We start from the raw sequence: 21,728 nt of genomic DNA, 5'->3' as shown, positions 1-21,728 counted from the left end.
TTGATGATGAAAATATACAGATATACAAAACTAAAGCTGATGTTATTGCTTACCTCGGTAGTGGCAATCACATCGTGCGAAACCGATTTTGACAATCCCAATGCCGCGACGGACGACCAAGTATTCTCTTCCAGGGAAGGTATCTTGGCGGCAACTATTGGGATGCAGCAACTCTATTCCACCACTGGTTTACGGTGGATTGTTGAAACCCCTGCCATTACGGCTAGGGAAGGTGGCATTACCACCACTTTCCAAAACATGATTGAATTGGAAGATGGGGGCGATATCCCCAACTCCAACTCCAATGTCGTCGGACTTTGGTCCACCATGTTACGGGTTGTTGGTATTGCGGAAGATATAGCCGAAAATGCAAGTGCCATAGATATTGACCCCGGAACCCAAAGTGGTTTGGTTGCCTATGCCAAACTCTATCAAGCCATGAGCATAGGAGCTTTGGCCCAAAGCTATGAACAAGTAATTGTGGCCACTTCGGAGGATAATCCGCCTTTTGTATCTCGGATTGAAGGTTTCAATGCGGCCATAAACCTATTGAACGAGGCCAAAGCAGCTATTTCAGCCAACCCAATTTCAGGAGAATTCCAATCGGAGATCCTACGCGGTGATATCGATTTGACCAATACCATTGATGCCATGTTGGCAAGGTTCAACCTATATGCAGGTAATTATGAAGCTGCCATCAGTGCCGCTTCAGCTGTTGATCAGACTTCAGGTTCAGTATTCACATATGATTCGCAAAACCTGAATCCAATCTGGAGCAGGGTATACCAGAACAGTGCCCCAAACTTTAAGCCTAGGGACAATTTTGGTTTGCCAGATTCCTTTACATTCGATGTTAATGACGGTCGGTTCGATTTCTATCTAATCCCATTGGATGAACTAAACCAAAACCAATTGCCCATTGAGGATTTGGCAGGCTTCTTTGATGGCGACACTGAATCCATCCCGGTTTACCTTCCAGACGAGATGAACTTGATTATTGCTGAAGCCAACCTAAGAAAGGCAACACCTGATACTGGAGCGGCCATTGCAGCATTGAACGAGGTCTTGACCGATACAGATGATATATTTGGGGTAAATGCCAATGTACCAGCTTATGCCGGGGACACTTCAGTAGATGCCCTTTTGGACGAAGTATACAAAAACCGCCGTGCTGAGTTATTCCTGACTGGATCAAGCTTGGAAGATAGCAGAAGGTTTGGTAGGCCTCAACCAACACCAAGTGTTCAAAATTTTGATGAAGAGCGTAATCGGAATTTTTATCCTTATCCGAATACGGAAAGGGACAACAATACCAGCACTCCAGCAGATCCATCAATTTGATAATATAATTATTTGAGTTGTTAGTTGTTTTAATTTAATCCAAGTGAAAAGGCCTACATTTAGTGCATAGTAGGCCTTTTTTATTTATTTCCATGAAGCGTTTTTTATACATACTACCAATCGTTTTCTGCTTATCTTGCGCAGTGACCAAGGCTCCCAAAGAAGAATTTAGAGGGGTCTGGATTGCCACTGTAGCTAATATCGACTGGCCCAAAAATCCCTCAGATGATGTTAAAAAAAAGAAAAGCGACTTCATTGCGCTATTGGATTTTTACCAAGAGCTAAACTTCAATGCGGCCATTGTACAGGTTAGGACCGCCGGAGATGCATTGTATCAGACTGATTTGGCACCATGGTCCAGATACCTTACCGGTAAGGACGGTAAAGCTCTTGAAGATTTTCCCGATCCTTTGCAATGGATGATAGCCGAAACCCACAAAAGAGGTATGGAATTCCATGCATGGCTCAACCCTTATAGAGCCACAATTGATTTGGACACTACCTCCCTTTCCAAACAACATGACTTCCATCAGCACCCGGACTGGATGGTAAAATATGGGAAAAAGTACTACTACAACCCAGGTTTGCCCGAAGTTCGACAGAAATTCAGTAAAATCATTGAAGAATTGGTCACTGGATATGAAGTGGATGCCATCCATTTCGATGATTATTTCTATCCCTACAAGGTCAAAGGAGAGGTTTTTAAAGATTCAGCCACTTTTGCCACCTATGGCCTTCCCAATCAAAATATAGAGGATTGGCGCCGTAGTAATGTGGATTCCTTGGTGAAAGATGTACACCACACCATTAAAAAGAACAAACCATGGGTACAGTTTGGTATTAGTCCCTTTGGTGTATGGAAAAACAAGAGTACAGACCCCAGAGGTTCTGACACCCAAGCAGGACAGACCACCTATGAGGATTTGTATGCCGACCCCCTACTCTGGGTGGAAAAAGGCTGGTTGGATTATCTGGCACCGCAAGTCTACTGGAGTATGGATTACCCCGTAGCTTCCCATAAAAAAATCACTACGTGGTGGGCCAACACCACTCCAAACACCCACCTTTATATTGGAAACGGCACCTACAAAATAAAGAACAACCCAGACAAAGCCTGGAAACGAAACAACGAAATCCCCAAGCAGTTGGCCTTTAGCAGACAACAGAACAATATCAACGGGAACATCTTTTTCAGTGCCAAATCCCTAGTTGGACAACATGAAAAGGTAACCCAAAAACTTCAGAAAAAATTTTATAAGCTTCCGGTGCAAAATCCCGGTCCGCTGAACCATATTAAAAGAACAGTTGCCATACCCGCGGTTGAATCCGTACAAAAACATGGCAATCAACTAAAAGTTTGTGTTTCGCACAGCGATTCCATTCCGAGATATGTACTTCTCTACGAGTTGAATCCAAAGACCAAGGAACCAAAAACACTTATTGGAACAGCGTATCTTTCCGAAAGTCAGGATTTAGGTTGCCTTCAAATTGAGTTTGACAGGAAGTACATTAAAAAGAATATGGCGGTAGTGGTTCGCGATGCCTATGGCAATCAAAGCTCTGCCCAACTCTTGGACCAAAATCCTATGGATTAAAAACCAAAGAAAAAACAATACAATGGATGTAGCAAAAAAGGACAAAAACGCTTGGCTCTGGGTTCCCTTTCTCTATTTCACCCAAGGTATACCGTACGTATTGGTGGTAACCGTTTCCGTTATCATGTACAAACGCTTGGGCATTGGAAATGCAGAAATTGGACTCTACACCAGCTGGCTCTACCTCCCTTGGGTCTTAAAACCGCTTTGGAGCCCTTTTGTGGAATTGAACGGCACCAAGCGGAAGTGGTTCTTAGTCATGCAATTGATCATGTCCATGGCCTTTTTGGGCATTGGCCTCTTTTTGCCTTCCAATGCGTTTTTCACTATTACCTTGGCTTTTTTCTGGATGGCAGCCTTTGCATCCGCCACCAATGATATTGCCTCCGATGGTTATTACATGATCGGGCTTTCACAGAAAAAGCAGTCCTTTTTTATTGGTATGCGGAGTACCTTTTACCGATTGGCCATGGTGACCGGACAAGGGCTTTTGGTGATTGTCGCCGGCTTTTTGGAGCACAAATATGGAGACAACACCAAAGCGTGGTCTTTGACCATGATTGGTGCTGCGGTATTGATGCTAATCTTGACCGCGACCAATTTTATGGCCGCTCCAAAATTCGAGGCACCGTCAACGAAAGATTCTGAAAAGCCAACTAGTTTTTGGGAGGTATTTGCATCCTTCTTTAGAAAAAAGCATATTGGAATATCCCTTTTGTTTGTCCTTAGCTATCGTTTGGGCGAATCGCAATTGGTAAAAATGGCCTCCCCTTTTCTCTTGGACAAATTGGAGGTTGGAGGGCTCAGTTATTCCACCGAAGCGGTAGGTACCATTTATGGAACGGTTGGGGTCATCATGCTGTCCTTGGGCGGAATCATTGGCGGAATCCTTATCTCGAGGGATGGATTAAAAAAATGGATGTTCCCCATGTTATTGTCCCTAAACCTGCCCAATATCCTCTATGCCATATTGGCCATCACCCAGACCACCAGCATATATGCCGTAGTGGGCACCGTGGTGGTAGAGCAGTTTGGATATGGATTTGGGTTTGCCGCATTTCTGGTCTTTCTCATTTATGTAGCCGAAGGTGCTTCAAAAACATCACATTATGCCATTGCGACCGGCTTTATGGCCTTGGGCATGATGCTCCCCGGCATGCTCAGCGGATACATCCAGGAATGGTTGGGATACGATGGTTTCTTTGTTTGGGTGGTCATCGCGGCCATTCCGGCATTCCTCCTACTCAGATTTATTGAATACCCAGCCGATTACGGCAAAAAGACAAGCGAATTAGATGCATAAAAAAATACTTCCATATACCTCGGCCCATAAAGACCTGTCGTTACGGCAAAAGGTTGGGCAATTGTTCATGCCTGCCGTATTTATAAACGATACGGAAGAAGAGGTTACCAAAATGGAACAATTGATTCATGATCATTATGTAGGGGCCTTATGTTTCTTTCATAGCAGGGCCAGTGCGGCCACCAATTTTGAAGGAAAAAAGAAGGTCGTTCACAACGAAAAAAGTTATAATCGACTAAAAACCCTCATTGAGCGCTATCAAAAAGCGGCACAACAGCCTCTTCTGATTGCCATTGACGCCGAATGGGGTTTGGCCATGCGAATTGAAAACACCCCGCAATACCCGTATGCCATCACGTTGGGGGCTCTGACCAATAACTTGGACCTCATAGAGCAGGTAGGCCAGCATATTGGACTGGATTGTAAAGAAGCCGGCATTCATTGGAATTTATCTCCAGTAGTGGATATCAATAGTAATCCTGAAAACCCAGTGATCGGTTACCGATCGTTCGGAGATAGTAAAGATGAGGTGCTTTCCAAAGCTGGGGCATACCTAAAAGGTATGGCAAGTTCAGGAACATTGAACTCCATCAAACATTTTCCCGGGCACGGCGATACCGCCACCGATTCCCATTTGGGACTTCCCGTAATCGACAAATCCTTGGAAGAGCTCCAGGAAAATGAATTGTACCCTTTTCACCAACTGATACAAAATAGAGTGGACTCCGTCATGGTAGGGCACTTGTTACTTCCGCAATTGGATAGCGAGGAACCTTCCACAACTTCATCAAAAATCATCACAGACTTGTTACGCAATACACTGGGGTTCGATGGAGTGGTCATCTCCGATGCGCTGAATATGCATGCCGTTTCCCAAAGATATCCCGAAAAGGGCAAGTTGGAGGCGACCGCCTTTGCCGCAGGAATGGATATGTTATGCTTTAGCGAACATGTGCCCGAAGGCATTACCGAAATCCTCAACACTGCCATCGAAGCACAAATTGAGCAAAGTTTTGAACGCATTTGGCAGCTCAAGGAAAAAGCATTTTCCCATTCAAAAGACACTTCTCTACCCAAAGAACCTTCAGGGCTAAACCGACTATTGGCGCAAAATACCCTTACAGAACTCTACGGCAAAGCTGAGGAAGTATCCAAAATCAAGAGTGGTGAATTTCTCAACTTGTCGGTGAACAATAGCAGCCATAATGGGTTTTCCGTAAAAATCGAGGAGGACCTCGGCCAGAAACAATGGGATTTGACAAAAGATAAAGCGACCCTTGAAACATTGTTGGAAAAGCATCAAAATGTGGTGCTGTCCATCTTTCCCCCTGCCGTAAAGCCAAAAAACAATTTTGGTTTTGAGAATGAGGTGTTGGATTTCATCAAACACATCATCGCACAGAAAAATGTACTCATCTATCTTTTTGGAAATCCATATGCCTTGGATATCATGGGACTGTCCCCTACATCAAATGCGGTTTTGGTGTATCAGGATTTCCCAGAATTTCAAGAAGAGGCCTTCCAACATTTCATTGGAAAGTTGATGGCCGCAGGAAAACTACCCGTTCAACTTAAAACCTTTCAGCCGTGAAAACCGATATCATTTCCTCATGGGAGAAAAATGCATTGGAATGGATCAAGGTCATCCAGAACCAAAGCATCCCCTCCAGAAAGTTCACCAACGCGGCCATTGTGGAAACCATCAAAAATCTAAAGGGCAAAAAAGTTGCCGACATAGGTTGTGGTGAAGGTTGGCTGACCCGGGAAATGACTGCCTTGGGATGGGAGGCTACCGGCATGGATGCCATAGCCAGCCTAATTTCCGAAGCCAAGACCAAAGGAAAGGAAGCTTACCATGTAGTCACCTTTGAGGACATCATATCGGGAAAAAACATTCCTAGCGCACCATTTGATGCCGCGGTCTTCAACTTCTGTTTATATCTAAAGGATGACCTTGTTCCCCTTTTACAAAACACCTTGAACCATCTAACCGCTGGAGGCACTGTGGTCATTCAAACCCTGCACCCCTTTTTTCTGGTACAAAACGGTATGCCCTATAAAAGTCAGTGGCTCACCGATTCCTGGAAAGGTTTACCCGGCAACTTTGAGGACGGCCATTCATGGTACGCCCGAACGCTGGAGGATTGGATCAACGAATTGAATGGTTTACAGCATGGAGGGGTTTCTATTGAAGAAGTGGTCAACGATGAAGAAAAACCCATTTCCCTGATCATCAAAATTAAAAAAGCATGAGTACGTATAAAGTTTTAGGATTGATGTCCGGCACTTCCTTGGACGGGTTGGATATGGCCTATTGTCATTTTATAGAGGAAAATGGGCGTTGGAAATTTTCCATTGAACGCATAAAAGAGGTTTCCTATACCAATGAGATGCGGGAATACCTCAAAAATGCCATTTTCCTGTCCGAGGAAGACCACGCTCAACTCCATAAAGACTATGGCATTTGGTTGGGGGAACAATCCAAACACTTTATCGACGAAGAAAACTTAGAAGTGGATTTTATTTCGAGTCACGGTCATACGTCGCACCATAGACCGGAAGATGGGTTCACCTTTCAACTTGGCGATGGCCAACTGTTGGCCAATACCAGTAAAAAACAGGTTGTATGTGATTTTAGGACCAAGGACGTTACCTTGGGTGGTCAGGGAGCCCCTCTGGTACCCATCGGAGACAAATTGTTGTTCCGTGAATATGATTTCTGTCTTAACCTGGGAGGTATCAGCAATATCTCGTTTGATGATACCGGAGTCCGGATAGCCTATGACATTGGTTTGGCCAACATGCCCTTAAACTACATTACCCAAAGAATGGGATTGGATTATGACGAAAATGGGAACCGGGCCAGAACGGGAACATTGGACCATGACCTCTTACAAAAACTGAACAGTTTGGCATACTACAAACTGCCTTATCCAAAATCGACCGGGTATGAATGGTTCACAGGAGAAATTGTTCCTTTGATTCAAGCTTCAAAGGCCACCAACATTGATCTATTACATACATTCATCCACCACAATTGCGAGCAGATTGCCAACGAGGTAAAAAAGTATGCGGTAAAGACCCCCAATAAATTATTGACGACGGGCGGTGGCGCCTTGAACCAGTTTTTTATGGACACGCTACAAGAAAAATTGGGAAGCACTGCAACAGTTTCCACACCAAGTAAAACCTTGATTGCGTACAAGGAAGCCTTGGTCTTTGCATTGATGGGCGTTTTACGCCTTAAAGGTGAAACCAATGTGCTCCGTTCGGTCACAGGGGCCCGTGAAGATTCCAGTAGCGGAGAAATCTTTTATCCTACCACGGATTAAGCAGTCACCATTCTTCTGGGTTTTCTACGCACCAGCATAAAAATCAATACCGAAAATAGCCCACAAACGGCCAAGCCTACAAACAAGGGCCAAACACTGTTTTTCACAAACTCACCAATAAAAGTGGCTATGGGTATGGCAAAAATCGTGGATACAAAGCCATTTATGGCCGCTCCAATTCCTGCTATGTGTCCTATGGGTTCCATGGCTATGGACCTAAAATTTCCCCACATGAATCCTAGACAGAAAAACTGTGCAGACAAGAATGCCACCAATACATAAATGCTGGGGTTGGGTGAATTAAAAAAAAGTACCGTATACAACAAAGCAATTATGGTAAAGGCCAATGTGGCCATAAAGGACAGCTTTCGCATACCAAAACGCATCACCAAGGTCCCGTTCAAAAAGGTGGAAAGTCCAATGGAAATCGCCAATCCCGCAAAAATATAGGGAAATACCTCTTTTAGGGCATATTGGTCCTCAAAAATATGTTGGGCCGAACTCAGATACACCAAAAATGCTCCAGTCACCAGACCAGAGGTAATCGTAAAGGCTACGGTTTCCTTGTGGCGAATAAATTCTTTCAACCCATCAATGAACACATGTCCAGAAAATGGTATCTTAAATTCAGGATGAAGGGTTTCGGGTTGTCGTTTCCAAAACCAAAGTGCTATGATCAAGGCAAAAATCAATTGGACATAGAAAATACCTTTCCAACCAAAACTATCCAGTATAACCTTCCCTATGGCTGGGGCCACCACGGGCACTAAAATAAAGAACGCCACCACAAACGACATGATCTTGGCCATATAATCTCCTTCATAGGTATCCCGGATGATGGATATGGATATGGTCCGAGGTGCCGAAAGTCCAATCCCTTGTAGAATCCTACCCAATACCATCACCTCCAGGGATGGAGCATACAAGCAGATAATACTAGCCAGTAGGAATAAAATAAAACCAGCATAGACCACAGGCTTTCTTCCATAACAATCAGACAGCGGACCGAAGAATAACTGCCCCAATCCCAGTCCCAAAAATATCATGGTCACCAACATTTGGTTATCTGTGGAATCCAGACTATTGATATCAACCCCAATATTAGAGATGGCGGGTAATAACGCATCAATGGCCAAGGCCACGATGGACATCAGGGCAGCCATTAGGGCTATAAATTCAAAATTAGGTTTTTGGGTTTCTTTTTGCATGCTGCAAAATTAGGCATACCCCTTGGGTCTACGAAGCTTTTAAGAAAGTATTAATGTTATGTTTACGCATCAAACGTTATAGGTGAATAGAACTGGTGGCTTACATCTTTAAACCACCTTATTTTTATGACATTTTTTGATTTCGTTGTGTCTAGCTCGATGCCTATCTTTGAGAAAACCAAAAACTAAATGGACCTTTTAAAGACCTTGGTCGTGGGTTGTGGCAATATGGGAACTTCCCATGCCCGTGCCTACCACAAACTGGATGGATTTGAAATTGTGGGACTTGTGAGCCGTGGTGCCAAAAGCCGTGAACGATTGTCCAATGAACTGGGAGGCGTTCCCACTTTTTCCGATTACATGAACGCCCTTGAAACGGCAAAACCCGATGTGGTTTCTATCAACACCTACCCTGATACCCATTTTGACTATGTAAAACAAGCTTTGGAATCTGGCGCCCATGTGTTTGTGGAAAAACCGCTTGCCTTAACGGTCGAAGAAGCCCAAATTTTAGTGGATTTGGCCCATCAACTTGGAAAAAAAATGGTGGTGGGATATATTCTAAGGGTACACCCTACCTGGACCAAGTTTGTGCAAATGGCACAGGGCTTGGGTAAACCCTTGGTCATGCGAATGAACCTCAACCAACAAAGTTCTGGAGAACAGTGGCATACCCATAAACAGCTTATGCACTCCATGTCGCCCATTGTGGATTGTGGGGTCCACTATGTGGATGTCATGTGTTCCATGGTACGTTCAAATCCTGTTAGCGTCTCTGCCATTGGGGCCAGATTGACAGAGGAAGTGGACAAAAACATGTACAACTATGGCCAGTTACAGGTCCGTTTTGAAGATGGTTCCGTGGGTTGGTATGAGGCCGGCTGGGGACCCATGATGAGCGAAACCGCTTTTTTTGTCAAGGACGTCATAGGTCCAAAAGGCTGTGTTTCCATCAATGATATGGATAAGGGGGAATCCGGTGATATTGAAGGCCATACCAAGACCGGAAGCTTAAAATTGCACCATAGCCAGTTAGACAGTGATGGGCATTTTGTAAAAAATGATGAAATCATTAATACTGCCGATGAGCCCGACCATGATGGTCTCTGTCTTTTGGAACAGGAATACCTGCTCAATGCCATTCAAAATGATGTAGACCTCACCGACCACTTGAACGATGCCGTGAACAGCCTCAAAGTGGTGTTGGCTGCGGATGAATCAGTGAAAACGGGGAAAACAGTAATCTTATAGCAAAAATGTCAGGTCGAGCGCAGTCGAGACCTTTTCCTTAAAACTTTGTTATGTTTGGTGTCAGGTCGAGCGCAGTCGAGACCTCTTCCAAATATGAAACTTTACTACGTATATCTTCTATTATGCGCCGACGGTTCAATCTACACGGGAATTACCGATGCCATTGACCGAAGGATTGCTGAACACCAAAACGGAATCAACAAAACGGCTTATACGTATCGAAGAAGACCTGTTCAACTTATTTTTCAACAAGAATTCAATGATGTGTTACAAGCCATCTTTTTTGAAAAGAAATTAAAAAAATGGAGTGCCAAAAAGAAAATGGCATTGGTAGAAGGTAATTTGGACTTGCTTCAAATTTTGTCTGAATGTAGAAATGCGACACATTACAAGTACCGTCCTGACCAAGATTAAGGTCTCGACTGCGCTCGACCTGACAGTTCCAAAAACACTCTTGTCCTGAGGTTCCGTTGTATTGAAAAAATTCATCACAACGGTATGTTCCCATGTTTTTTTCGGGGCGGTTGCACCTGTTTCTTTTCCAACATGGCGAAGGCCTTCAACAATTTTCGTCGGGTGTCTTTTGGCAGGATAACCTCATCGATAAATCCGCGTTGCGCCGCACGGTAGGGATTGGCAAATTTTTCGGCATACTCCGCTTCCTTTTCCTTGAGTTTGGCCTCCGGGTCGTCCGAAGCAGCAATTTCACGCCTAAAGATAATCTCACTGGCGCCCTTGGCTCCCATCACGGCAATCTCGGCACTGGGCCATGCAAAATTGAAGTCGGCACCGATATGTTTGGAATTCATTACATCATAGGCCCCTCCATACGCCTTTCGGGTAATTAGGGTGACCCTAGGTACTGTGGCTTCACTCAACGCATACAACAGTTTTGCCCCATGCATGATGATACCGCTCCACTCCTGATCGGTACCTGGCAAAAATCCAGGAACATCCACCAAAACCAACAACGGAATATTGAAGGCATCACAAAAACGGGTGAAACGGGCTGCTTTTCGGGAACTTTTCACATCCAACACACCCGCCAAGAACATCGGCTGATTGGCAATAATCCCCACACTTCTACCGCCTATTCGGGCAAAGCCCACAAGAATATTTTCGGCATACTCCTTATGTATTTCGTAGAAGGAATCGGTATCAATGATGCCCTTGATGACCTCATGCATGTCATACGGCTTATTGGGATTGTCCGGCACAATGTGCGACAGTTCTTCCCTTACCTCATCCCCCAAAATATATTCCTGTAATTTGGGTGCCTCTGTGTTGTTCTGTGGCAAATACGCCAGCAGTTTTTTGATATCGTCCAGACAGGTTGCATCATTGGAGGAGGTTTTATGGGCCACTCCAGACTTGGCCGCATGGGTGCTGGCGCCTCCCAATTCTTCAGAAGTAACCTCCTCATTGGTAACCGTCTTGACCACGTTGGGTCCAGTAACGAACATATAACTCGTCTCCTCCACCATTACGATAAAATCCGTCATGGCAGGCGAATACACCGCACCACCTGCGCAAGGCCCCATCACAGCAGATATTTGGGGAATCACCCCCGATGCCTGCACGTTTCTATAGAATATATCGGCATAGCCTCCCAACGACCGCACGCCTTCCTGAATTCGGGCTCCCCCTGAATCGTTCAACCCAATGATTGGTGCCCCGACCTTCATGGCCAAATCCATTACCTTACAGATTTTTTCCGCATGGGTTTCTGACAAGGCACCTCCAAAAACGGTGAAATCTTGGGCATACACATACACCAACCTGCCATGTACGGTTCCATAACCGGTGACCACCCCATCGCCATAGTACTTTTCCTTTTCCATCCCAAAATCCGTGGTCCTATGGGTCACCAAAGCTCCCATCTCTTCGAAGGACCCTTCATCCAACAAATAGTGGACACGTTCCCGAGCCGTTAGTTTCTTCTTTTCGTGCTGCTTTTCTATGCGTTTTTCACCTCCACCCAAATGAGCTTTGGCCAACTTTTCCTGAAGTGCTTTTATTTTCGGTTCCATGGATTCAATTTTTGGGCAGTTGAACTATTTTTTGGTCTTCAAGATAGCTGTGAAAAGCGACCAATGCAGCTACTTCCATCTCTTTGGCCTGTTGCTGTTTGACCACTTCCGGGGCATAGTGGGTCTTCACAAAATGGGTGTCAAAATCCCCAGAACGAAAGGCTTCATGGGAAAAGACAAAGCTTCCAAAGGACAAAGTAGTCTCCACTCCCTTTATCTTATACGCCTTAATGGAGTTGAGCATCAATTCAATGGCTTCTTCACGGGTCTTGCCATAGGCTATTAATTTGGAAAGCATGGGGTCATAATAAATGGGAATATCCATCCCTTCGGTAAAACCATTGTCCACCCGAATACCTTCACCAGCAGGCAATTGATAGGTTTCCAATCGGCCCACACTGGGCAAAAAATCATTCAAGGGGTCTTCGGCATATACCCGTAACTCCACCGCATGTCCATGAATTTTGAGGTCTTCCTGTTTCATGGGCAACTCTTCTCCCCTGGCCACGCGTATCTGCAATTCCACAAGGTCCATCCCCGTAATCATTTCGGTAACTGGGTGCTCTACTTGCAGCCGGGTATTCATTTCCAAAAAATAGAAGTTGTGGTCAGCGTCCATCAAAAACTCCACCGTTCCTGCTCCAACATAGTCGCAGGCTTGGGCTACCTTGACGGCCGCCATGCCCATTTCGTCCCGAAGCTTAGGGGTTAAAATGGAGGATGGCGCTTCTTCCACCACCTTCTGGTGTCGGCGTTGCACACTGCATTCCCGTTCAAAAAAGTGAAGAATGTTCCCGTGGGTATCGGCCATCACCTGAACCTCTATATGCCGAGGCGAAGCCACATATTTTTCAACAAAGACGGAACCGTCCCCAAACGCAGAGGTCGCTTCACTGATGGCACGTTGCATGCCCGATTCCAAATCACTTTCCTTTTCAACGATACGCATACCCTTACCTCCTCCGCCGGCAGAGGCCTTGATCAAAATGGGATACCCCACTTCATTGGCAATCTCACGGGCGGTGGCCACATCGGTAATGGCCTCATCTATCCCTGGCACCATGGGTATACCATAAGCCTTAACCGCCTCCTTGGCCGCCAGTTTACTGCCCATCATTCGGATTGCCTTTGATTTGGGTCCGATGAATATCAACCCATTTTTTTCCACCGCTTCCGCAAATTCTGCGTTCTCACTCAAAAAGCCGTAGCCTGGATGTATGCCATCAACATTCAATTTTTTGGCCAACTCAATGATTCTGTCCCCTTTCAAATAGGATTGGTTGGAAGGTGCCTCACCAATGCAAACCGCTTCATCGGCCATTTGCACATGGGGTGCGTTCCGATCCACGGTTGAATAGACCGCCACGGTTCGTATGCCCATCTTTTTTGCAGTTTTCATCACCCGAACTGCAATTTCCCCTCTATTGGCTATCAATATTTTCTTCATGGCCTCCTATTCAAATTCTATGAGCAATTGTTTTTTATCGACTGCATCACCTTTTTTCACTCCAATTTTTTTAATGATCCCACTTCTAGGCGAAGCGATGATGTTTTCCATCTTCATGGCTTCCAAGATCAACAGCTGGTCGTCTTCCTCCACTTCCTGGCCCTCACTGACCAGGATGTCCAAAATCAGTCCTGGCATGGGTGCCATAATGGAGTCAATGCTTTTTTGTCCGTTGGAGGCAAAACCCATTGCCTTGATGAGCCCGTCCAAAGGGGTGTTTATGGATACTTGATGCTCAGTCCCATTCACGCTGACGGTATAGGTACGGGCATTGAATTGCATCTCCACCATTTGAATATGATAGGAAGTGCCATCCTTCAGGAGATGGAATCCATTGGGGCCCGTTTTTATGATATCCAGGGAAGCAATATCCTCTTTTGACAGTTGAAATTCAGAAGTTCCATCAACCACAACGGTATACGGATTGTCCATAAATAGTGTTCCTATAGGTTAGTTTGATAAATATAAGATTAATGCATCAATCGGCATAAAGCCTATTTGGTAATACATTTCAACCAAACACAAATCCCGCCAAATGTTTACTTTTGGGCTAAAATCTTCTTTATGCTGATTCTAGGAATTGCCGGGGGAACTGGCTGCGGAAAAACTACCGTAGTGAACCAAATTGTGGCCCAATTGCCCGAAAATGAAGTGGGAATCATCTCCCAAGATTCCTATTACAACGACTTGGCCCACTTGACCAAGGAAGAACGGGGCGAGATTAACTTTGACCACCCCAACTCCATAGATTTTGATTTATTGATTTCCCATTTGGAGCAATTAAAGCAAGGAAAAACCATAAATAAACCCGTATACTCTTTTGTGGAAGAAACCCGTTTGGAGGAAACCATTCCTACGATTCCCAGAAAAGTGATGATCGTTGAAGGTATTTTGGTATTGAGCAACCCACAGCTTCGGGATTTGTTCGACATAAAAATATTTGTGCATGCCGATTCCGATGAACGATTGATAAGAAGGTTGCAACGCGATATACGGGAGCGTGGACATGACCTTCAAAAAGTGCTGACCCGCTACCAAACAGCAGTGAAACCCATGCATGAGCAATTTATAGAGCCTTCAAAAGAATTTGCGGATATCATTATCCCAAATAATCATTATAATACGGTTGCCGTGGACATTGTGAGGACCATAATCAACGATAAATTGTTGTAAAATATGGGTTTAAAAGAGCTTAGAAATAAAAAATGGTTCAAGGTCATGACCAATATGTATGTATTAGTGTTGACCATTTTTGTGATTTGGATGGCTTTTTTTGATACGAACTCCTTTTTGATACACTGGGAACTTCGGAAAGAGATAAAAAAACTGGAAAAACAGAAAGAGTTTTTAAAGGATGAGATTGCCAAGGACAAAGAAATCCTGGAAAAGATGTCCGACCCCGAAGAAATGGAAAAATTTGCCCGAGAGAAATACTATATGAAAAAGGAGAACGAGGAAATTTTCCTCATTGAATACGAAGACAGCCTAAAAATCAAAAAAGATGAGTAAAACAGGCCTATTCCAAGAATTTCCCGAAGTTTCCTCCAAACAATGGAAGCAAAAAATACAGTTCGACCTAAAGGGTGCTGATTACAACGACACCCTGGTTTGGGAGTCCTTGGAGGGGATTGCGGTGAAACCCTTTTATCATGAAGAGGACCTGCAAAACATTAAAGCCCACCCAACTTCCGCTTCCCGAAAATGGCATGTAGGTCAAACCATTTATGCAGGAAATGAGGAAGCAGCAAACAAAAAGGCTTTGGAAAGTTTGACCAAGGGTATTGAAGCTTTATATTTTACCATTCCAAACGGAGAAACTGATTTTGGCCTTTTGCTTTCCAATATCGATTTGGGAGGCGTGCCCCTTCATTTCACATTTCAGTTTTTGGCCGTTCAGCCCATCAAAAACCTTTTGGAAATTTTGAAGGGTAAAAATGCCAAGGCATACCTCAATATCGATTTAATCGGGCATCTTTCCCATGATGGAAATTGGTTCCATAACCTTGAAAAGGACCACGCCATTTTGAAAGAAATCCATGAACTTGCCAACACACATACTTCAGTGGCCACCTTTGGTGTGGATATAGCAATCTACCAAAATGCAGGGGCCAATATGGTACAACAATTGGCCTATGGGTTGGCCCATGCCCATGAATACCTTAATCATTTTGCCACTTCAAGCACAACTCAGCAATCGTTTCCCATAGCATTCAAAGTAGCGGTGGGAAGTAATTATTTCTTTGAAATTGCCAAGCTAAGGGCACTGCGTTGGCTTTGGGGCAGTCTGGCTTCGGAATATGGGGTTGATAGCGATTGCCACATTATGGCCATCCCCACTAAACGGAACAAAACCCTTTACGATTATAATGTGAACATGCTCCGTACCACCTCGGAAAGCATGTCGGCCATTTTAGGCGGTGCCGATACAGTTTGCAACCTTCCTTATGATGCCATTTACCATAAGGACAATGCATTTGCAGAGCGAATTGCACGCAATCAATTGTTATTGTTGAAGGAGGAAAGTTATTTTGAAACGGTTTCAGAAGTTTCCAATGGGGCCTACTTCATTGAATCCATTACAGAGCAATTGGCGGAAAAAGCTTTGGCTCTCTTCAAACAGATTGAAAAATCCGGCGGTTTTTTAAGCGCGCTCAAAAAAGGGGTCATCCAACAAAAAATTAAGGAAAGTGCCACCAAGGAACAGCAACTTTTTGATGAGGGCAAAATTGTACTTCTGGGCACCAATGCGTATCAAAACCCTCAAGATCGCATGAAAAATGATTTGGAACTATATCCCTTTGTAAAAACACAGCCCAGAAAAACCTTGATAGTACCCATCATTGAGAAACGATTGGCCGAAGCCTTGGAACAAAAAAGATTGGATGATGAGTAGAAAAGACCTTCAACATTTGGAGTTAAGTTCGGAGTTCAGAACTCAGAACTCAGAGCTCAGAAAAGCTGATAATCTCAGCCACGTCAACTTCGCTGCGGGCATATCCCCTTTTCTTCGTGGTCCGTACTCCACCATGTATGTTCGTAGACCATGGACCATCCGCCAGTATGCTGGTTTCTCCACGGCAGAAGAAAGCAATGCTTTTTACAGAAGAAATTTGAAGGCGGGCCAAAAAGGTCTTTCCGTGGCTTTTGATCTTCCCACCCACCGAGGTTACGACTCGGACAACGACCGCGTTGTTGGCGATGTGGGCAAGGCCGGTGTGGCCATTGACTCCGTTGAGGACATGAAAATCCTCTTTGATCATATTCCATTGGACCAAATGTCCGTATCCATGACCATGAACGGTGCCGTTATCCCTATCATGGCTTTTTATATTGCAGCAGCCGAAGAACAGGGTGTTTCCATGGAAAAGCTTTCCGGGACCATCCAAAATGACATCCTCAAAGAGTTTATGGTGCGGAACACCTATATCTATCCTCCTGCCCCATCCATGCAAATTGTTGCAGATATTTTTGAGTTCACCAGTAAAAACATGCCCCGTTTCAACAGCATCAGTATTTCTGGATACCACATGCACGAAGCCGGTGCCCCTGCCGCCATGGAATTGGCCTATACCCTTTCTGACGGCATTGAATATATTCGGACAGGAATTAAGGCGGGACTGAAAATCGATGAATTTGCCCCCAGACTTTCCTTCTTTTGGGGCATTGGGATGAACCATTTCACAGAAATTGCCAAAATGAGGGCAGGTAGAATGTTGTGGGCCAAGTTGGTAGGACAATTCAATCCCAAGAACGAAAAATCACTTATGCTGCGCACTCATAGCCAGACCAGTGGATGGAGTTTAACAGAACAAGATCCTTTTAATAATGTGGCCAGGACCACTATTGAGGCAATGGCGGCTGCTTTTGGTGGCACTCAAAGTCTTCACACCAACGCTTTGGACGAAGCCATTGCCCTACCTACTGATTTTTCGGCACGGATAGCCCGTAACACCCAAATCTATTTGCAAAAAGAAACCCATATTACCAAAACGGTAGATCCATGGGCCGGAAGTCATGTAGTTGAACAATTGACCCAAGAAATTGCCGAGGAAGCTTGGGAATTGATTCAGGAGGTTGAAAAACTTGGTGGCATGACCAAAGCCATTGAAGCAGGTATCCCCAAAAGACGGATTGAAGAGGCTGCTGCCAAAAAACAAGCCCGAATCGATAGCGGTCAAGATGTTATTGTTGGCGTGAACAAATACCAACTGGAGGATGAAGATGACCTGCAAATTTTGGAAGTGGACAATGCCAAAGTACGCCAACAGCAGATGGAGCGACTTGAACAAATAAAATCGACACGGGATTCCAAAGAAGTTGAAAAAGCACTCAATGACATCCGTTTAGCGGCCAAAAAAGCCAGTCAGAACGATGCTGACCGTGAAAATTTGTTAGCTTTAGCGGTACAAGCGGCCAAAGCTCGCGCCACCTTGGGAGAGATCAGTGACGCCATGGAAAGTGCCTTTGGACGCTACAAAGCAAAAATCCAATCTTTTACCGGCGTGTATTCGAAAGAAATCAAAAACGACGAAAGTTTTGTCAGGGCCCGTAAAATGGCTGACGAATTTGCAACCCAGGAGGGACGAAGACCTCGAATTATGGTGGCCAAAATGGGACAGGATGGTCATGATCGTGGTGCCAAAGTGGTGGCAACTGGCTATGCCGATCTCGGTTTTGACGTAGATATTGGACCCTTGTTCCAAACCCCTGCCGAAGTAGCCAAACAGGCCGTGGAAAACGATGTACATGTTCTGGGCATATCTTCGTTGGCCGGAGGACACAAAACCTTGGTGCCAGAAGTAGTGCAAGAACTAAAAGAACAGGGTCGTGAGGACATCATGGTCATTGTTGGGGGCGTTATCCCCAAGCAAGACTATCAACACCTTCTAGATCGTGGTGCGGTGGCTGTATTTGGACCTGGTACAAAAATTAGTGATGCAGCTATTGAAATCTTAAAGATTTTAATGGATTAATTGCCCTTAACGGTCTCATAAATATAACTTTAACTTTCTTTAACGCTGAATGCCATGGTTATTCACCCACTGTTAACAAAATACATTTTTTAGCATCTTAAATAATCGTATTTTTAGCACCTAACTTACTATGAAATGGGCAAAATCATTGCTATTGCAAACCAAAAGGGCGGTGTTGGCAAAACCACTACTACGGTAAACCTTGCGGCCTCCCTTGGTGTTTTGGAAAAGAAAGTGTTACTGATTGATGCTGATCCCCAAGCCAATGCCACTTCAGGGCTAGGTATTGATGTTGATTCCGTGGAGCATGGCACATACCAACTATTGGAACATACCATGCCCGTTGAGGATGTAATTGTTCAAACCGACTCCCCGAATGTTGATTTGGTTCCGGCACACATCGACCTTGTGGCCATTGAGATTGAATTGGTGGACAAGGACAACAGGGAATATATGCTCAAAGAAGCGCTCAAGGGTCTAGGAGATCGTTACGATTTTGTCTTGATTGATTGCGCCCCGTCTTTGGGATTATTGACGCTAAACGCACTTACCGCTGCAGACTCCGTTATGATTCCCATTCAATGCGAATATTTTGCATTGGAAGGGTTGGGCAAACTATTGAACACGGTGAAAAGTGTACAGAAAATACATAACAACGATTTGGATATAGAAGGCATGTTGCTGACGATGTACGATTCAAGGCTACGCCTATCCAACCAAGTCGTGGAAGAAGTGAAAAAACACTTCGCAGATATGGTGTTCGACACCATCATACAAAGAAATGTAAGGCTAAGCGAAGCCCCAAGTTATGGTGAAAGCATTATAAAATATGATGCCAGCAGCAAAGGTGCCTCCAATTACCTTAACTTGGCCAATGAAATTTTGAAGAAAAACAAGGAGAAAGTTTAGATGGCGAAAGCAACCAAAAAACAGGCTTTGGGAAGAGGCCTGTCCGCTCTACTGAAAGATCCCGAAAACGATATTCAATCCGTTGGGGATAAAAATGCGGACAAGGTCATAGGCAATGTAGTTGAACTGGATATTGAATCCATTGAGGTGAATCCCTTTCAGCCGAGGTCCAATTTTAATGATGAGGCTTTGGAAGAATTGGCCAGTTCCATTCGTGAACTTGGGATTATTCAGCCCATAACCGTTCGGAAATTGGATTTCAACAAATTCCAATTGGTTTCAGGGGAACGCAGGTTCCGTGCATCAAAACTGGTAGGGCTGGAAACTATTCCTGCCTATATCCGTATTGCCAACGACCAAGAATCCTTGGAAATGGCCTTGGTGGAAAACATCCAACGGCAAGATTTGGACCCCATCGAGATTGCCCTATCCTACCAAAGGCTGATTGATGAAATCCAGATTACCCAAGAAAAATTGAGCGATCGTGTAGGTAAAAAACGTTCCACCATCACCAATTACCTCCGTCTTCTTAAACTACACCCCATCATCCAAACCGGAATGCGGGATGGATTTATCAGTATGGGACACGGCAGAGCCTTGATCAATATCGAGAAGAAAAAAGAGCAGATAGCCATTTATGAGAAGGTGGTTTCAGACGGTCTTTCAGTAAGGGACACTGAGCGTTTGGTAAAAACACTCAAAGAACCTTCGAGAGAGGCAAGCGAAAAGAAAACAAAGGCTTCCAAGGAAATTCCCAGTTTTGTTTCCAAAGGCATGGATGAACTCAAAGATTTTCTTTCCGCCAAGGTAGATGTTACCTCATCCCAAACCGGAAAAGGAAAAATAGTAATTCCTTTTCACTCCGAGGAAGAGTTTCAGCGTATCAAAAAATTACTTACAGGTGAATAAAGGCCTATTATTATTGTTCCTTTTTTTATTGAATCTTCAATTTGGTCTCGCCCAAGAAGAAGAGAAGAAAGAAGATATGGAACCACCCCACCCTGCCGAGATTGATTCGTTGGCCCAAAATTTGGAGGGTTCTGGTATAACCATTGAAGAAGTAACTTACGAAAAGAAAGCAATAAATCCCTTGGCCCCCAGTAAAGCAGCATTCTACTCTGCAGTCCTTCCTGGATTGGGGCAGATATACAACAAGCGATACTGGAAAGCTCCCATTGTTTGGGGAGCACTGGGAACAGCCATATACACTTACTCTTTCAACAACACCGAATACAGAAGTGCTCGGAACGCTTTTAAAAGAAGACTGGCCGGGTTTACAGACGATGAGTTCTATGACCTCAATGGGGATGGCGAAGGCCCGGACGTATCAGACGAGGCGCTTCAGGACGCCCAAGAACGCACCCAGCGCAGCAGGGACCTTTCGTTGGTGATTACCCTAGTCCTGTACACCTTGAATATTATTGATGCCAACGTGGATGCACATTTGAAACAGTATAATGTGGATGACAATCTTGTGGTTGATTTTAAACCCTATTTAGATATGAACCCTTTCACCCAGGAACCCAATTTTGGAATGGCCCTGGTCGTAAAATTCTAAATTATGAACATTGCACTCTTTGGTTATGGCAAAATGGGTAGGATGATTGAACAAATTGCCCAAGATAGAGGCCATACCATTGTCGCGAAGGTTGATGTGGATACCAAGGAAATTCCCTATCACAAAATGGATGTTGCCATAGACTTTAGTACTCCTGAGTCTGCATTTGACAATATAACTGGGTGTTTTGAACACAAAGTACCGGTTATCTGCGGCACCACCGGTTGGTTATCCAACTATGACCAAGCTGTCAGTATTTGCAATAAAAACCAATCAGGGTTTATATATGCCTCCAATTTTAGTTTGGGAGTGAACATTTTTTTTGAATTGAACTCGTATTTGGCCAAAATGATGTCCGGTCTAGAGCAGTACAATGTCTCTATGGAAGAAATCCATCATACCCAAAAGCTTGATGCACCAAGTGGCACTGCAATTACCTTGGCGGAGGGAATCATTGCTCAGTCTGACTACAAAGGTTGGAAATTGGACCAAGAAGAAAACAACATTATACCTATTACATCCAAACGCGAGGGAATGGTACCAGGTACACATACCATATCCTATGGCAGTTCGGTGGACTCCATAGAAATTAAGCACACGGCCCATAATCGCGAAGGCTTTGCCTTGGGAGCAGTAATCGCTTCGGAATGGATTCAGGGCAAAACAGGTGTCTTTTCCATGAAAGACGTGTTAAACCTGTATTAAAAAACGTAACAAGAAT

Annotated in this window: 20 protein-coding genes; 16 read left to right on the top strand and 4 right to left on the bottom strand. The window is 44.5% G+C overall.

Annotated elements, in window-relative coordinates; translation table 11 throughout:
- Positions 1-3: 3 nt before the first annotated feature.
- The 6 genes from EZV76_RS07355 (at position 4) to EZV76_RS07330 (ending at position 7,571) form a co-directional block, all read left to right on the top strand.
- A complete protein-coding gene (locus EZV76_RS07355) occupies positions 4-1,341 on the top strand; it encodes a RagB/SusD family nutrient uptake outer membrane protein (protein ID WP_136565946.1) in 1,338 nt (445 codons plus the stop codon).
- A 143-nt stretch (positions 1,342-1,484) separates the two neighbouring features.
- On the top strand, positions 1,485-2,936 hold the full coding sequence (locus tag EZV76_RS07350; protein ID WP_236640878.1) for a glycoside hydrolase family 10-like protein: 1,452 nt from the start codon (positions 1,485-1,487) through the stop codon (positions 2,934-2,936).
- A 22-nt stretch (positions 2,937-2,958) separates the two neighbouring features.
- Complete coding sequence (locus tag EZV76_RS07345) at positions 2,959-4,239, top strand: MFS transporter (protein WP_136565944.1); 1,281 nt, start codon at positions 2,959-2,961, stop codon at positions 4,237-4,239.
- Complete coding sequence (locus tag EZV76_RS07340; RefSeq protein WP_136565943.1) at positions 4,232-5,830, top strand: glycoside hydrolase family 3 protein; 1,599 nt, start codon at positions 4,232-4,234, stop codon at positions 5,828-5,830. Before EZV76_RS07345 ends, EZV76_RS07340 begins: the two co-directional genes overlap by 8 nt.
- A complete protein-coding gene (locus tag EZV76_RS07335; RefSeq protein WP_136565942.1) occupies positions 5,827-6,492 on the top strand; it encodes a class I SAM-dependent methyltransferase in 666 nt (221 codons plus the stop codon). The genes EZV76_RS07340 and EZV76_RS07335 overlap by 4 nt, the downstream gene beginning before the upstream one ends.
- A complete protein-coding gene (locus tag EZV76_RS07330) occupies positions 6,489-7,571 on the top strand; it encodes an anhydro-N-acetylmuramic acid kinase (protein WP_136565941.1) in 1,083 nt (360 codons plus the stop codon). The genes EZV76_RS07335 and EZV76_RS07330 overlap by 4 nt, the downstream gene beginning before the upstream one ends.
- On the opposite strand, the gene EZV76_RS07325 is transcribed toward EZV76_RS07330, so the two are convergent.
- A complete protein-coding gene (locus EZV76_RS07325) occupies positions 7,568-8,779 on the bottom strand; it encodes a multidrug effflux MFS transporter (RefSeq protein ID WP_136565940.1) in 1,212 nt (403 codons plus the stop codon). The two genes, EZV76_RS07330 and EZV76_RS07325, sit on opposite strands and share 4 nt — an antisense overlap.
- Before the next feature lie 189 nt (positions 8,780-8,968).
- Here EZV76_RS07325 and EZV76_RS07320 point away from each other — a divergent pair, with 189 nt between their 5' ends.
- Together EZV76_RS07320 and EZV76_RS07315 are read left to right on the top strand one after the other, a co-directional pair.
- On the top strand, positions 8,969-10,030 hold the full coding sequence (locus tag EZV76_RS07320) for a Gfo/Idh/MocA family oxidoreductase (protein ID WP_136565939.1): 1,062 nt from the start codon (positions 8,969-8,971) through the stop codon (positions 10,028-10,030).
- Positions 10,031-10,123: 93 nt separating this feature from the next.
- The gene (locus EZV76_RS07315) at positions 10,124-10,444 is read left to right on the top strand and encodes a GIY-YIG nuclease family protein (RefSeq protein WP_136565938.1); all 321 of its coding nucleotides are present in this window, start codon (positions 10,124-10,126) and stop codon (positions 10,442-10,444) included.
- A gap of 74 nt (positions 10,445-10,518) precedes the next feature.
- Here the strand turns inward: EZV76_RS07315 and EZV76_RS07310 are convergent, their stop codons facing one another.
- The 3 genes from EZV76_RS07310 to EZV76_RS07300 are packed head-to-tail and all read right to left on the bottom strand — an operon-like array spanning position 10,519 to position 13,999.
- Positions 10,519-12,060, bottom strand: coding sequence for an acyl-CoA carboxylase subunit beta (locus tag EZV76_RS07310; RefSeq protein ID WP_136565937.1), 1,542 nt, complete (start codon positions 12,058-12,060; stop codon positions 10,519-10,521).
- A 4-nt stretch (positions 12,061-12,064) separates the two neighbouring features.
- Entirely contained in the window at positions 12,065-13,507 is a 1,443-nt protein-coding gene (gene accC / locus EZV76_RS07305; RefSeq protein ID WP_136565936.1) for an acetyl-CoA carboxylase biotin carboxylase subunit, read from the bottom strand.
- Between the two features lie 6 nt (positions 13,508-13,513).
- Positions 13,514-13,999, bottom strand: a complete 486-nt coding sequence (locus EZV76_RS07300; protein ID WP_136565935.1) for a biotin/lipoyl-containing protein — start codon at positions 13,997-13,999, stop codon at positions 13,514-13,516.
- A 132-nt stretch (positions 14,000-14,131) separates the two neighbouring features.
- Here EZV76_RS07300 and udk point away from each other — a divergent pair, with 132 nt between their 5' ends.
- From udk to dapB, 8 genes are all read left to right on the top strand, one after another.
- A complete protein-coding gene (udk, locus tag EZV76_RS07295) occupies positions 14,132-14,740 on the top strand; it encodes a uridine kinase (RefSeq protein WP_136565934.1) in 609 nt (202 codons plus the stop codon).
- A gap of 3 nt (positions 14,741-14,743) precedes the next feature.
- Positions 14,744-15,076, top strand: a complete 333-nt coding sequence (locus EZV76_RS07290; protein WP_136565933.1) for an FtsB family cell division protein — start codon at positions 14,744-14,746, stop codon at positions 15,074-15,076.
- A complete protein-coding gene (locus tag EZV76_RS07285; RefSeq protein ID WP_136565932.1) occupies positions 15,069-16,460 on the top strand; it encodes a methylmalonyl-CoA mutase subunit beta in 1,392 nt (463 codons plus the stop codon). Before EZV76_RS07290 ends, EZV76_RS07285 begins: the two co-directional genes overlap by 8 nt.
- Positions 16,453-18,540: a methylmalonyl-CoA mutase gene (gene scpA, locus EZV76_RS07280; protein WP_136565976.1), complete on the top strand. Its 2,088-nt coding sequence runs from the start codon at positions 16,453-16,455 to the stop codon at positions 18,538-18,540. Before EZV76_RS07285 ends, scpA begins: the two co-directional genes overlap by 8 nt.
- A 135-nt stretch (positions 18,541-18,675) precedes the next feature.
- Entirely contained in the window at positions 18,676-19,449 is a 774-nt protein-coding gene (locus tag EZV76_RS07275) for a ParA family protein (protein ID WP_136565931.1), read from the top strand.
- Positions 19,450-20,358: a ParB/RepB/Spo0J family partition protein gene (locus EZV76_RS07270; protein WP_136565930.1), complete on the top strand. Its 909-nt coding sequence runs from the start codon at positions 19,450-19,452 to the stop codon at positions 20,356-20,358.
- Positions 20,351-21,007, top strand: a complete 657-nt coding sequence (locus tag EZV76_RS07265; protein WP_236640877.1) for a DUF5683 domain-containing protein — start codon at positions 20,351-20,353, stop codon at positions 21,005-21,007. Before EZV76_RS07270 ends, EZV76_RS07265 begins: the two co-directional genes overlap by 8 nt.
- Before the next feature lie 3 nt (positions 21,008-21,010).
- On the top strand, positions 21,011-21,712 hold the full coding sequence (dapB, locus tag EZV76_RS07260) for a 4-hydroxy-tetrahydrodipicolinate reductase (protein ID WP_136565929.1): 702 nt from the start codon (positions 21,011-21,013) through the stop codon (positions 21,710-21,712).
- Positions 21,713-21,728 lie beyond the last annotated feature (16 nt).

The organism is Flagellimonas alvinocaridis (genome assembly GCF_004916895.1).
GTDB classification, from domain to species: domain Bacteria; phylum Bacteroidota; class Bacteroidia; order Flavobacteriales; family Flavobacteriaceae; genus Flagellimonas; species Flagellimonas alvinocaridis.
Note: the sequence above shows the minus strand (reverse complement) of the source record. Positions and strands in the feature narration are given on the sequence as shown.

Excerpts from the sequence above, each read along its gene's own strand:
- EZV76_RS07355 (WP_136565946.1), top strand. The coding sequence starts at position 4 with ATGATGAAAATATACAGATATACAAAACTAAAGCTGATGTTATTGCTT.
- dapB (WP_136565929.1), top strand. The coding sequence starts at position 21,011 with ATGAACATTGCACTCTTTGGTTATGGCAAAATGGGTAGGATGATTGAA.
- EZV76_RS07340 (WP_136565943.1), top strand. The coding sequence starts at position 4,232 with ATGCATAAAAAAATACTTCCATATACCTCGGCCCATAAAGACCTGTCG.
- EZV76_RS07300 (WP_136565935.1), bottom strand. The coding sequence starts at position 13,999 with ATGGACAATCCGTATACCGTTGTGGTTGATGGAACTTCTGAATTTCAA.
- scpA (WP_136565976.1), top strand. The coding sequence starts at position 16,453 with ATGAGTAGAAAAGACCTTCAACATTTGGAGTTAAGTTCGGAGTTCAGA.
- EZV76_RS07310 (WP_136565937.1), bottom strand. The coding sequence starts at position 12,060 with ATGGAACCGAAAATAAAAGCACTTCAGGAAAAGTTGGCCAAAGCTCAT.
- EZV76_RS07325 (WP_136565940.1), bottom strand. The coding sequence starts at position 8,779 with ATGCAAAAAGAAACCCAAAAACCTAATTTTGAATTTATAGCCCTAATG.
- EZV76_RS07345 (WP_136565944.1), top strand. The coding sequence starts at position 2,959 with ATGGATGTAGCAAAAAAGGACAAAAACGCTTGGCTCTGGGTTCCCTTT.
- EZV76_RS07290 (WP_136565933.1), top strand. The coding sequence starts at position 14,744 with ATGGGTTTAAAAGAGCTTAGAAATAAAAAATGGTTCAAGGTCATGACC.
- EZV76_RS07330 (WP_136565941.1), top strand. The coding sequence starts at position 6,489 with ATGAGTACGTATAAAGTTTTAGGATTGATGTCCGGCACTTCCTTGGAC.
- EZV76_RS07320 (WP_136565939.1), top strand. The coding sequence starts at position 8,969 with ATGGACCTTTTAAAGACCTTGGTCGTGGGTTGTGGCAATATGGGAACT.
- EZV76_RS07315 (WP_136565938.1), top strand. The coding sequence starts at position 10,124 with ATGAAACTTTACTACGTATATCTTCTATTATGCGCCGACGGTTCAATC.
- udk (WP_136565934.1), top strand. The coding sequence starts at position 14,132 with ATGCTGATTCTAGGAATTGCCGGGGGAACTGGCTGCGGAAAAACTACC.
- EZV76_RS07270 (WP_136565930.1), top strand. The coding sequence starts at position 19,450 with ATGGCGAAAGCAACCAAAAAACAGGCTTTGGGAAGAGGCCTGTCCGCT.
- accC (WP_136565936.1), bottom strand. The coding sequence starts at position 13,507 with ATGAAGAAAATATTGATAGCCAATAGAGGGGAAATTGCAGTTCGGGTG.
- EZV76_RS07275 (WP_136565931.1), top strand. The coding sequence starts at position 18,676 with ATGGGCAAAATCATTGCTATTGCAAACCAAAAGGGCGGTGTTGGCAAA.
- EZV76_RS07285 (WP_136565932.1), top strand. The coding sequence starts at position 15,069 with ATGAGTAAAACAGGCCTATTCCAAGAATTTCCCGAAGTTTCCTCCAAA.